This window comes from Bowdeniella nasicola, from assembly GCF_001907295.1.
Lineage (GTDB): Bacteria > Actinomycetota > Actinomycetes > Actinomycetales > Actinomycetaceae > Bowdeniella > Bowdeniella nasicola.
This window is the reverse complement of sequence record NZ_MQVR01000028.1, coordinates 16,908-29,197: the sequence shown is the minus strand read 5'-3', so window position 1 is coordinate 29,197 and position 12,290 is coordinate 16,908. Positions and strand designations below refer to the sequence as shown.

At 65.7% G+C, this 12,290-nt stretch carries 11 protein-coding genes and 1 tRNA gene; 6 read left to right on the top strand and 6 right to left on the bottom strand.

Annotated features, from left to right (window positions below; all coding sequences use genetic code 11):
* Positions 1–340: 340 nt before the first annotated feature.
* From BSZ39_RS06125 to BSZ39_RS06105, 5 genes are all read left to right on the top strand, one after another.
* On the top strand, positions 341–805 hold the full coding sequence (locus BSZ39_RS06125; protein ID WP_143180405.1) for a hypothetical protein: 465 nt from the start codon (positions 341–343) through the stop codon (positions 803–805).
* 89 nt (positions 806–894) lie between these two features.
* Positions 895–969 (top strand) — tRNA-Asn (locus BSZ39_RS06120).
* A 61-nt stretch (positions 970–1,030) separates the two neighbouring features.
* Positions 1,031–1,315 (top strand): hypothetical protein, encoded by a 285-nt coding sequence (locus BSZ39_RS06115; protein ID WP_073716489.1) that lies wholly within the window; start codon positions 1,031–1,033, stop codon positions 1,313–1,315.
* 1 nt (position 1,316) lies between these two features.
* Complete coding sequence (gene def, locus BSZ39_RS06110; protein ID WP_073716488.1) at positions 1,317–1,802, top strand: peptide deformylase; 486 nt, start codon at positions 1,317–1,319, stop codon at positions 1,800–1,802.
* A gap of 104 nt (positions 1,803–1,906) precedes the next feature.
* The gene (locus BSZ39_RS06105) at positions 1,907–2,407 is read left to right on the top strand and encodes a DUF3145 domain-containing protein (protein ID WP_073716487.1); all 501 of its coding nucleotides are present in this window, start codon (positions 1,907–1,909) and stop codon (positions 2,405–2,407) included.
* On the opposite strand, the gene BSZ39_RS06100 is transcribed toward BSZ39_RS06105, so the two are convergent.
* From BSZ39_RS06100 to BSZ39_RS06080, 5 genes are all read right to left on the bottom strand, one after another.
* Complete coding sequence (locus BSZ39_RS06100; protein ID WP_073716486.1) at positions 2,404–3,024, bottom strand: alpha/beta fold hydrolase; 621 nt, start codon at positions 3,022–3,024, stop codon at positions 2,404–2,406. The genes BSZ39_RS06105 and BSZ39_RS06100 overlap by 4 nt on opposite strands.
* On the bottom strand, positions 2,961–3,611 hold the full coding sequence (locus BSZ39_RS06095; protein ID WP_073716485.1) for a DUF998 domain-containing protein: 651 nt from the start codon (positions 3,609–3,611) through the stop codon (positions 2,961–2,963). The genes BSZ39_RS06100 and BSZ39_RS06095 overlap by 64 nt, the downstream gene beginning before the upstream one ends.
* Positions 3,611–6,838: a bifunctional lysylphosphatidylglycerol synthetase/lysine--tRNA ligase LysX gene (gene lysX, locus BSZ39_RS06090; RefSeq protein WP_222842879.1), complete on the bottom strand. Its 3,228-nt coding sequence runs from the start codon at positions 6,836–6,838 to the stop codon at positions 3,611–3,613. Before lysX ends, BSZ39_RS06095 begins: the two co-directional genes overlap by 1 nt.
* A 106-nt stretch (positions 6,839–6,944) precedes the next feature.
* Positions 6,945–8,843, bottom strand: coding sequence for a DNA primase (gene dnaG, locus BSZ39_RS06085; protein ID WP_073716483.1), 1,899 nt, complete (start codon positions 8,841–8,843; stop codon positions 6,945–6,947).
* Positions 8,843–10,129 (bottom strand): deoxyguanosinetriphosphate triphosphohydrolase, encoded by a 1,287-nt coding sequence (locus BSZ39_RS06080; RefSeq protein ID WP_073716482.1) that lies wholly within the window; start codon positions 10,127–10,129, stop codon positions 8,843–8,845. Before BSZ39_RS06080 ends, dnaG begins: the two co-directional genes overlap by 1 nt.
* A 95-nt stretch (positions 10,130–10,224) precedes the next feature.
* On the opposite strand from BSZ39_RS06080, the gene BSZ39_RS06075 reads away from it, so the two are divergent.
* Positions 10,225–11,379 (top strand): alpha-amylase family protein, encoded by a 1,155-nt coding sequence (locus BSZ39_RS06075; RefSeq protein WP_143180403.1) that lies wholly within the window; start codon positions 10,225–10,227, stop codon positions 11,377–11,379.
* Here BSZ39_RS06075 and BSZ39_RS06070 read toward each other — a convergent pair.
* The gene (locus BSZ39_RS06070; protein WP_073716480.1) at positions 11,376–12,290 is read right to left on the bottom strand and encodes a sugar ABC transporter permease; all 915 of its coding nucleotides are present in this window, start codon (positions 12,288–12,290) and stop codon (positions 11,376–11,378) included. The genes BSZ39_RS06075 and BSZ39_RS06070 overlap by 4 nt on opposite strands.

Here is a 12,290-nt window from a genome sequence, read left to right as displayed (position 1 = left end):
TCTGTTTGTCATGATCTGACCAGTCTCCCTGCCCGAAGCCTCGAGCAACAGGACAACTCTCACAACGACTGGACCCACAAAAGGGGGTCAGGCCATCGTAATACTCGCGAAAATCTACCCGTGGTTCGATTCTCTCGCCGATCGGCGGGACCGACCGTGCGACGAGCGGTGCGGCGTCGGCGACCACCTGCAGCCATGCGGGAAGCCCCTGGGCCATGCCTCTGGTCACCCAGCTCGGTTACGATGTTAGCGCCGCGCAATGACTGTTTTCGCGGGTTGCGCATCCGCAGGGCACTACGGTTAGACCATGCGTAGTTTTCGCCCGAGTAACCCTGACGACGTGAGATCTAGCTTTCCGCACGGCCCCCGCCGGACCGCGATCATGCTGCGCGACGGGCGCGCCCTTGCGATTGCCCCCGAAGCGCTGCTAATCGCACGCGATGGCGAAGTCGAGGCGCTGCCGTGGTTCCAGTTCCGTTCGGCCGACTGGGATGGGGATCATCGCGTGCTCACGCTGCACCCCGTGTCCTCGACGAAGGCCGACCTCATCTTCGAAACCGAAAACGACCAGGTGTTCGCCTTCACCACCGGCGTACGTGAACGCATCGAGTCCTCGATCGTGCACGCGGTCACCCGCGAGCTGGCAGGAGACCATCTCGTCCAGATCCTCATCCGGCGCGATGAGGCGGGCGAGCTGTTTTCGCAGACCGTCGTCAGCGGAGATGCCGACTTTGTCGCGGCACACCGCAGCGAAATCGACGCGATCGAACGCTCCGCCAGGCAGGCTGTGGGACTGCCCGGATGAGGGTGGCGGACATCACGGCGCCAAGGGCTCCGCAGGGCACTTTTCGTTTTTGTCCGCTGGCCATTCCCTGTTAGTCTGTATCCGCACCTTCCCGCGTAGCTCAACGGCAGAGCATCCGACTGTTAATCGGACGGTTACTGGTTCGAATCCAGTCGCGGGAGCCAACATGCCGCGGCCCCCTGGTCGCGGCTATGTTTATATTGCGCTCCGATCGAAAGGACGGCCATGCGAATCCTGTCTCGCGCCGCTTTGCGCATCGACCGCCTCACCGATGGCGTCGAGGCCGGAAAGCTCTGCCAGGTCGCCGCGGATTTGGGTTTCCAAGCCGTCATGTCCCCGACGGATGAAGGCCTCGCCATCGAACTGTCCCGGCTCGACGACTTCCCGCCGGTCAACGACATTGCCGCGCTCGCCGTCTTCCAGGCCATCGCGCAGGGAACCTCGGTCGACCAGGCCCTTTCCGACGCCCACACCTGGCTGAAAGCCAATCAGATGGAGGATTCTCACTAGCATGGCTATCCGCGATATTCGGATCGTCGGCGATCCCGTCCTGCGTACCGTCTGCGACGCGATTACCGAGATCGACGATGGCGTCAAAACGCTCGTGAACGACCTGTTGGAAACGGTTGACGATGACGGCCGCGCCGGACTCGCCGCTAACCAAATCGGCGTGAGTCTGCGCGCCTTTTCGTGGAATATCGAAGGCGAAATCGGCTATATCCTGAACCCGCGCATCGTCGAGATCTCGAGTGACGAATACCAAGACGGCGACGAAGGCTGCCTGTCGGTGCCGGGCTTGTGGTTCCCGACGGAACGCGCCTGGTACGCGCGCGCCGAAGGCATCGACCTCGATGGCCGCCCCGTCGTCGTCGAAGGCGAAGAACTCATGGCTCGCTGCATTCAGCACGAATGCGACCACCTCGATGGGATGCTCTATATCGATCGCCTCGATCGGGCTAACCGGAAAAAGGCGATGCGCGCAATTCGCGCAATGTAGCAGCTTCTACCGCAATAGCGCGCGATATGCCATACTGGAATTGACCTCGCTGGTAACGCAATGGTCGTTGGGGAAGACGCCCAGGAAAGTTACCGGAGGTCAACATGGCAAGCGCACCTACGCGCGGCGTGGTTTTCATTCATTCCGCGCCTAAAGGCCTCGCTCCGCATGTGGAGTGGGCACTAGGCGCGGTTCTTAACATGCCCGTTTCCATCCAGTGGACCGACCAGCCTGCCCTATCCGGCATGCTGCGCGGGGAATATTCCTGGGTGGGTCCCGTCGGCAGCGGCGCCCAGCTCGCCTCGGCGATTCGCGGCTGGGAGCACCTGCGCTACGAAGTGACCGAGGAAGCCTCCTCCGGTGTTGATGGCTCCAGGTGGTCCCACACCCCCGAGCTCGGCATCTTCCACTCCCATATCGACTCGGTCGGCAACATGCTCGTGCCCGAGGACCGCATCCGCGCCGCGATGGAAGCACACAGCGATGCGCGAGCCCTGCGGCACGCACTCAACCTGGCGCTCGGCCAGGCCTGGGACGACGAGCTCGAGCCCTTCCGCTATGCCGGTGCTGGCGCCCCCGTGCGCTGGCTGCACCGCGTCGGCTAGGCCAGCCACTTTCCGATCACCTCGGCGACCTGTTCGGGGTATTTCGTCGCGAGCAGATGCGACGTGCCGGAAAGGATCACGTGCTCCGCGCCGATCGAGCGCGCCATGGCCGTTTGCTGCATCCCCCACCGCGTGCCGCGCTGCGTGTCGGCCGTGATGACGAGCGTCCGGCCCAGCCGTGGGAAGCGCTGGCGCGCGGCGTACGTCAGGCGGGCGTAGCGCCGGTAGTTGAGATTCCCGGCGAGCGCCTTGCCGATCCGGCCCGCCGGCTCGAGCCATTCCGCCGCACGCACGCGTGCCGCGTCGGACAGTCCGTCGGAGCGCAGCCGCGCGATCGAAGAGTCCAGGAGGACGAGCCCACCCACGCGCTGCGGGTAGCGGCGCGCGGTGACTTCGGCGATGAGGCCGCCCATCGAATGCCCAATGAGCACGCTCCCCGGCTCCAGCCCTGCCGCGACGACATCGCTCGCGGCGGCGAGGTCGTCGAATATCCCGTCGGCGGTGCCGAACGCGGCGACCGGGATATCCCCGATCGCCGGCGCGAGGGCGCGAACTAGCGGCTCGGCGTCGCTGGCGGGGCGTCCGAGACCGGCGACGTAAGAAAGTCGCGTGGCCACCAGAGCGCTGCGAAGAGCGTCCATAGCGAAAGCGTGGCGAGTTGGGAGCGCTGGAAATAGCCGAGGCCCTGGTGCGCGACGCCGAGCTCGGTGAGGATCGAGGACACGATGAGCACGCCGGTCGCGATGACGACGGCCCAGGCGACGAGGCGCCACGGCGTCGTCATGCGCGGCCCGAAGTACCACACGGCGAGCACGGCGCCGAGGCTCGCGACCGTCGCCGTCGATGACGCCACGACGTGCAGCGTGTCTTGGATCGTCGGGAACGTCTCGTTTTTCAATACGCACGCCGACGCGATCGAGGGCGAGCATGTCATCGGCGAGAACGAGTCCAGCAGCGTCGCGCCGCCCCAGATGGCGATGGGGATGCGGAACCAGCCGCTCGCGCGCGTCGCGGCGAACAGCAGCACGACGCCTGTGATGCGGTCACCCCAGCGGAACACGTCCGCATACGGCACGCCGTCGGCGGCGAGCTCGGAGGCGTAGCTGGAGACGAGCGGCATCTGCGGCACGAGCCACGGACCGAGCAGCCAGGTACTGTAGGCGATCGCCGCGATGGCGAGCGCGATCCGGCCGTATCGATCCATCAGCTACCCGCCGGCTTCACGAGCGGGAACGGCAGCGTCTCGCGCAGCGACTTGCCGGTGATGAGCATGACGACACGGTCCACGCCCATGCCGAGTCCGCCCGTCGGCGGCATGCCGAATTCGAGCGCGGACAGGAAGTCCTCGTCTAGTTCCATCGCCTCCGGGTCGCCGCCGGCGGCCTTCACGGACTGCTCGGTGAGGCGATCGCGCTGATCGATGGGGTTCGTGAGCTCGGAGTATGCGGTGCCGAGCTCGACGCCCCAGGCGACGAGGTCCCAGCGTTCCGCGAGCTTCGGGTTCTGCCGGTGCATGCCCGTGAGCGGGGAGACCGACAGCGGGAAGTCGATGTTGAACTGCGGGCTCGTCGTACGGTCCTCTACGAGGTGTTCGTACAGTTCCAGCACGATATCGCCGTGGTCCCAGTCGGGACGGTAGGCGATGTCGAGGGCGTCGCAGATCACCTGCAGGTCGTCGACGGACGTCTCGGTCGTGATCGGGGCGAGATGCTCGACGGCGGTGCCGGCCAGGCCGGCGGAGATCCCGTCGTAGATGGGAACGATCGGCCATTCGCCGGAGATATCGACCATGGTGCCGTCCGGTCCGGGTACGACGCATTCGCCGTGCACCGCGATCGCCGCGTTTTGGATCATGCGGCGAATCGTGTGGAGCATGTCGATGTAGTCGGCATGCGCGCGGTAGGCCTCGAGGATCGTAAACTCGGGGTTGTGCGAGAAGTCGACCCCCTCATTGCGGAAGGTGCGACCGAGCTCGAAGACGCGGTCCACTCCCCCGACGCACAGGCGCTTCAAGTACAGCTCCGGCGCGATCCGCAGGTACAGGTCGAGGTCATAGGCGTTGATATGCGTCGTGAACGGCCGCGCGTTCGCGCCGCCGTGAATCGGCTGCAGGATCGGCGTTTCGACCTCGAGGTAGCCCTCGTCCATGAGCGTCTTGCGCAGCGACGCGAGGATCGTCGAGCGGGCCTTCAGCGTTTCGCGCGTCGCGTCGTTGATCGCGAGGTCGATATGCCGCAGCCGTACCTGCGCCTCGGGATCGGTGAGGCCATGATGCTTATCGGGCATCGGTCGCAGCGATTTGGACGTCATGCGGATCTGCGTAGCCGACAGCGACGGCTCGCCGCTGCGCGAGACGCAGCGCGTGCCCGCTACCTCGATCTGGTCGCCGAGGTCGATCTGGCGGCGCGCGAATTCGTGTGCCTCGGCGGCGCCCGATTCGACCATGACCTGGCACTGGCCGTTCCAGTCGCGCACGACGAGGAAGACGATCGAACCGAAGTCGCGGATGCGGGTGGCACGGCCCTGGATCGTCAGCTCGGTGCCATCGGCAGCGGTGGCAATGGCCGTCGTCGGATCGGGGTTGGAGGAGCCGACCGGCCACGGGTTGACGCCCGATTCGATGAGCGCGCGCGCCTTGTCGGTGCGCACGCGCACCTGCTCGGGCACCTTGCGTTCAACCACGGGCTCGGCGAACGTCGGGTCGGCGACGAGGTGGGCCTGCGGGTAGGCGCCGGTGAACTTCCGGTTATCGCGCATCGTCGGGATCCGCGGGACATAGCCCTCGGCGAGACCCATCGCGAACAGCGCGCTGCCGAGATTACGGCTCTCCTCGTAGGCGACATAGCGCGGGACCCAGTCGGGGTTGTACTTCTCGTTCGCGCGGTAGAGAGATTCGAGCTGCCAGAACCGGGAGGCGAACAGCAAAATGCGGCGCGTGAACCGTAAGATCGGGCCCGCACCGAGCGCCTGGCCAGCCTCGAAGACCTCGCGGAAGACCGCGAAGTTCAGCGACAGGCGCGTCAGGCCCAGGCCATCGGCATTCTCGACGATCGAGGCGACGAGGAATTCGTTGACGCCCGCCGGGGCTTCGGGGCTGCGGCGCATGAGGTCGAGCGAGATTCCCGACGTGCCCCACGGGACGTAGGAGTGCATCGCGACGCGCTTGCCGTCCGGATCAAGGACTTCGGCGAGGAGGCAGTCGCCATCGGCGGGATCGCCCAGGCGGGACAGCGCCATGGAAAAGCCGCGCTCTTGGCCGCCGACGCGCCAGGCGTCGGCGTCGGCGACGATCGCCTTCATCTCCTCGGCATCGATGATCGCGTGGCGGCGCAGCCGCACGGTCATGCCACGCTTTTTGTTCGCGGCGACGTGGCGACGGACCTCCGCCGAGCGCAGCGCCGAGCGGTTAGTGAGGTCGACGACGGCTTCGTCACCGACACGCAGGACCTTCAATCCGGCCCGGTCATAGGCGGCCGCGCCTTCCTTCGACGCACCGAGGACGGCGGGGCGCCACCCGTAGCGGCGGCACACGAGGCGCCATTGTTCGATCGCCTCACCCCAGGAGGCCGGATCGCCGACCGGGTCGGAGGATGCGAGCGAGGTGCCCACCTCGAGGCGGTAGGTGATGGCGGCGCGGCCGTCGGGAGAGAATACGACGGACTTATCGCGCCGGGTGGCGAAGTAGCTGAGCGAATCGTTGCTACCGAAGTGTGCGAGCTGGCGGCGCAGCAGTTCTTCGTCCTCGCGCGCCAGCGCGTTGTTGATGCGCTGGGAACGCAAAAGCATCACGACCGCGGCGATGATGGGCAGCGCGCCGAGCACGCTGAGGATCGCGCGGACGTGGATCGAGCCCTCCCCAAGTTCGCGAATGGAGTCCAGCGCGCCGAAGGTCAAAATGTGCTGGATCGTGAAGAAGAGTCGCTCGCTGGCCGGCACACCGCTCGGGAAGGTCTTCACGACGAGGAAGCCGAGACCGATCGCGATCACGAGGCCGATGACGAGTACAAGGAGCGCCCGCAAGAAATTCGCACGCCACACGCGCACGACGAATTCACGGCGCGCCCAGATCATAAGGACGAGGAAACCGACCTGGAAGATGATGCCCGGGATCACCCACGGCAGCGAGACCACTTCTCTCGTGGCGATCGCGGCGATATTGGAAAACGCCAGCAGCACGAACGCGGGGATTAAGAAAAACAGGACGATGCGTTTGCGGGTAAACATCGCTCCGGCGAGGAGGAAAAGGACCACCGCATACGACATCGAGGCCTCGGGTGCCGGAACAATGTAGAGGTCAACGAAGAACCACAGCTCCGAACTCTCCCCGATCGAGTGTGCGATCGTCATCGTCGCGAGATAGAAAACAGCATAGCCTGCGATGATCCATCCGAGGAAGGTTGGGACCCGCTCTTTCAACTTTTCTGGACTCACTCTCTCACGTTAGCCGCGGGTGTCAGCGATTCCCTCGTGTTGGGGGCCATTTCGCCGTCAACCTGCAGTCGGATACCGACCTCGAAAGCTTCCGGCCTGTTACGGATCAACCCTGACGGCGCCGACGTTCGTTTTCGAGTGCGACGAGCTGGCTGAAGATCTCGTGGTAGTTCGCATCGCTCGGTTCGGTGCGCGACAGCTGCCCCCGTAGGTGTGTGATCTTGCGGGTGAGGTCCATCCGCAGCAGGGCATTTAACACGTCGATCGTGTAGGCGGACAGGCTCTCGTCGCCCCGCGGAATCGGCGATACCGAGAGCGCTCCGACGGCGGAGGCAAGCTGATCGGGGATCTGCTCGACGATGTCCTCAAGCCAATTCGCCGCGTTACCGGCTTCGGGGGATCCCGCCCCACCGGTGCCACCGGCCGCCTGGATCGCCTCAAACAGCGCGCGATAGACGGGCACGACGAAGGCCGCGGACTGCAGCGAGTCGAAGCCGTACTGGTAGGCGGTTGCCGGCTCCTGCAACGCGAGCTGGAGGGCCTGTGCCTCGAGCCGCACGACCGGATCCGTGGGGTCAGGCGCGGCGAGGCGCTCCCGACGCGGCTCATCGGGGGTGAGGTTCACCCGCTCGGGGTGCGTCAGGCGCGGAGCGGTGCGGACCTCGTTTGCCACGGTTGCCATGTCCATGCCGAGCCAACCCGCGAGCGCCCGGGTGTATTCGCCGCGCAGTGCCTTATCGCGGATGGTCGCAACGACAGGGGCGCAGCTCTTGAGGCCCGCGACCCGGCCTTCGGCGGTTTCGAGGTCGAGCTCGCTCAGCGCAGAGTGGATGACGAATTCGAATAGCGGTTGCCGCGCGGCGATGAGGTTGTGGACCGCTTCGTCGCCGTCGGCGCGCCACAGGTCACACGGGTCGAGCCCGCGGGGTTCGACGGCCACGAACGTTTGGGCGCCGAAGGATTGGTCTTCGTTGAAGGCCTTGAGCGCGGCCTTGCGTCCGGCGGCATCGCCGTCGAAGGTAAAGATCACTTCCCCGCCGCGCGTCTTGCCCGACAGGAAGATCCCCGAGGACGAATCCCGCGAGTCGCCGAGCAGTCGGCGTACGACGCGCACGTGGTCGGCCCCGAAGGCGGTACCGCACGTGGCGACGGCGGTCTTCACGCCCGCGACGTGGCAGGCCATGACGTCGGTATAGCCCTCGACGATGACGATCTGGCGCTGTTGGGCGATCTCGCGTTTGGCGAGGTCGAGGCCGTACAGGACCTGGGATTTTTTGTAGATCAGGGTCTCGGGGGTGTTGAGATACTTCGGTCCCTTGTCGGCCTCGTACAGGTGCCGCGCGCCGAACCCGATGGTGGCGCCGATGACGTCGCGGATAGGCCACATGACGCGGCCGCGAAAGCGGTCGTAGACGCCGCGGTTGCCCTCGGAGACGAGTCCGGAGGCCTTGAGTTCTTTTTCGGTAAAGCCGCGCCCGCGTAGGTGCTTGAGCACGCCGTCCCAGCCCTGGGGCGCATAGCCGATGCCGAAATGTTCGGCGATCGACTGGGTGAAGCCGCGCTGGGTGAGGAATTCGCGGGCCGCGGCGGCTTCGGGCGAATTGAGCTGCTCGCGGTAGTACTGCTCGGCTACCTCGTGCGCGGCGAGCAGGCGGCGGCGCAGGCCGGGCGTGGCCGCATCCTTGGAGGGCTGGCTGCCCTCCTCGTAGCGCAGCTGCATGCCGAGGCGGTCGGCGAGATGCTCGACGGCTTCGACGAAGGTGATCCCGTTGATGCGCTGGACGAAGTTGATGACGTCGCCGCCCTCGCCGCAGCCGAAGCAGTGCCACCGGCCCACGGTCGGCCGGACGTGGAAGGAGGGCGTCTTTTCGTCGTGGAACGGACACAGCCCCTTCATGGAGCCCACCCCGGCGGCCCGCAGCGTCACGTGCTGGGAGACGACCTCGTCGATCCGCGTACGTTCGCGTACCTGGTCGATATCCTCGCGCTTGATCAGTCCTGCCATTACAGCTCCGAAAACATCCCGCAGAGTCGGGCATGCCATTGGCGTGCGGAGGTATCCGTGAGGGAGGCTAACTGGTCGACGACGACGCGCAGGCGTTCGCTTTCGCCACTCGCGGCATGCCAGTCTGCGGCGAACGCCGGTTCGAGGTCGGCGCCGTTAGAGTTCATCAGCGCATCGGCGAGGTCGAACAGCGTCGTGCGTTGCGTGAGATACAGCGGTTCGGCTTCCCGCGGGGCCATGACGAAATGGACCGAGATCCCCTTCATCATCGTGATCTCCGCGAGCGTCTCATCGGGGATGACGAGGCTCGCGTTATAGCGCACGAGCCGGCCCTCGCCGTGTGCGGCGCGCGTCGCTTCCTCAACGTTCGCGCACCAGCGTCCAATGAGCTGGCTCGTCATGTTCTTCAGTTGCGCGAGGTCGCTGCGCGAGCCGGTGAACTCGCTGACCCAGTAGGGTTCGGCGGCGAGGCGCTGAAGCGCCTGCGCGAGATCATCGGCCGTCACTGCGGAGCCGTACCACGCGAGCGTGTCCTCGATGACGCGGGCGATGAGGCGATCGTCAACGAGTAACCGTGGGTCGAGCCGTCCGGAGGCGATGGCGTCTTCAACGTCGTGCACGCTGTAGGCCACATCATCGGATAGATCCATGACCTGCGCTTCGATGCATCGCTGGCCATAGGGCGCACCGGTGCGCAGCCACCCGAAGACTTCGGCGTCTTCCTGGTAGACGCCGTATTTGGTCGACTGGCTGCCGTCGGGCCGAACCGGCGCGGCCCCGGCCGCCCACGGATATTTGCACGTGGCATCCAGCGACGCGCGCGTCAGGTTCAGTCCGACACTGCGATCATTCGACAGAGCTTTGGCCTCGAGCCGGGTCAGCAGGCGCAGCGTCTGCGCATTTCCCTCAAAGCCGCCGATCGAGCGGGCGACCTCGTTTAGGGCACGCTCGCCGTTGTGGCCGAACGGCGGGTGGCCGATATCGTGCGCGAGGCACGCCGTCTCGACGACGTCGGGATTGCAGCCCAGAATCTTGCCAAGTTCGCGCCCGATCTGGGCGACCTCGAGGGAGTGTGTGAGGCGGGTGCGCACGAAATCATCTTGGCTGGGACCGAGGACCTGGGTTTTCGCGCCGAGGCGACGCAGGCCCGCGCTGTGCAGCATGCGGGCACGGTCACGCTCGAATGCGGTCCGGGCAAGCGACTTCGGCGGTTCGTCAAGAAATCGCCGTTGGGAGGGCAGATCATAGGCAGGATCCGCGCTACGGCCTTCCGGGTATTCGCTCACGTCACTAGCCTACCGAGAATCTCGCGGGCGCCTCACCTTGCTGTGGATAACCGGACAACCTGCGAAGTTGGGCGCTCATGGTGAACAATGTCTACATGACCTTAGACCCCGTTACGACGACGCTGCGTCCTGATATGAACACCATGACGCTCGTGCATCGCGCCTCCCGCGGCACGCTGGCGTGGTGGCGATCGGTGGTCCTGTACGAATACTCCGCCGAGGCGGCAACCCATGCCGAGGCCGCGATCGACTGTGTCGCCGACGTGACGCGGCTCGGAGCTGACGGCGTCGTCATCCCCTCCGGCGCGCAGCCGATCTCTTCCGCCGATGCCGCCGCGATTGTGTCGGCGCATCACGAAGCGGGCCTTAAGGTCGTTCCTTCGCTCTCGCCGAGCCGTGGCAAAGACGGCCTGTTAGAGGACGCGCAGACGTGGCTTGCCGCGGGCGCCGATGGCATCGACCTGCGTTCCGCGCTCGCCGTCGATCATGACCTCGCGACGGGTCCCTTCCACGCCCTGCTCGCCGAGCATCTCGACGACGGCCTGCTCTCGGGCGCGATGCGAGAGCGCGACGATGTCGCCGACCATCTCGCAGAGGATTGGCTCGGCCATATCCGCGACGATTCGCTGACCGACGCGCCGTGGGACGCCGACGAGATCCGCGATTCCATTACCCGCACCTTCGCGACCCGCGATGCACTCGGTGCCTCCCCCGCCTGGACCACGACCTATGCGCTCTACCGCAGGGGCCCGTCGGGCACGTCCTGGCAGGCAAACGACCACTCCCCTAACCGCGTGCGCGCCACGGCCCTCATGGTCATGGCGCTGCCCGGCGCCTGCTATCTGCTGCAGGGCGAAGAGGTCGGCCTGCGCGACTGGTCGCTCGATCAGGCCCCGGCCGAGCGCGCCCAGCGCGTGCGTGCGGCCCAGCTCGAGCAAGAGTTCGACCCGACATCGATGTTCGAGCACTATCGGCGCTCGCTGCACCTACGCCGGGGACATCGACTCGGGACCGGCACCGTCGCCTGGATCGACGGCGCGCACCGCGCCGACGGCACTCTCGAACTCCTCAACCGCTGCTTGCTCACGGTGCTCAACACGTCGTCGCGGCCGGTGGCGCTGCCCGAGGCGGTCAATCTCGTCCATGCCTCGACAGATATTCGCCGCCTGTCCGACGGAAGGTTGGTCCTCCCGTCGGACGCGGCGGCGATGATCGAGCTGCCCCCGTTTGCGGGCAGCGAAGAGGTCTAGCCCTTCACCGATCCGGCCGTCAGGCCGGAGACGATGTACTTCTGCAAGAAGAGGAACAGGGCCAGAATCGGAACTGCGGCGAAGATCGCTCCCGCCGCGAACAGGCCCCAGTTGGCATCGAGCCGGTCGGAGACCCACTGATACATGCCGACGGCGACCGTCCAGTTCTTCTCGGACTGCAACATGATGCGCGCCAGGATGAAGTCGGCGAACGTCGAGATGAAGCTCAGCAGGCCGACGACGGCGAGGATCGGGGCGACGAGCCGCAAAATGATCGTCCAGAAAATCTGGGCGTGCGACGCACCGTCGATCTTAGCCGCCTCATCGAGGGAAGACGGGATCGTGTTGAAAAAGCCGTACATGAGGAATGTGTTCACGCCGAGTGCGCCACCGAGGTAGACGCAGATCAGCGCGATTCGGCTATCGAGCCCCAGCCACGGCACTACATCGCCGAGCGCGAGCAGGAGCAGGAAGATCGACACGAACGCGAGCAGCTGCGGGAACATCTGGATCACGAGCAAGCTCATGAGGCCCATGCGCCGGCCCGTGAACCGGAAGCGCGAGAATGCGTAGGCTGCGGCGGCGCCCATGAGCACCGTCCCGATGGAGGTGACCGTGCCGATCAGCAGCGAGTTCAGCATCCACTGCCAAAACGACGTGTCGTTCAAGGCAGCGAAGTTCTGCAGCGAGACCGCGCTGAACAGCTTGTTCGATCCGGTCATCGTGCCGGCCGGGTTCAGCGCAGCCGAGACGATGTAGACGATCGGGAATGCGGAATACAGGACGGCGAGCACGCCGACGATGTGGCGCCAGCCCACCTCCCGAAGCCAGCGCTTGCGCGAGATCGTGTTGCGGACGGTGACCGTTTCGCCCGTTTGGGTTTCAACCGTGGTGACGTCGGAGTTAGCCAT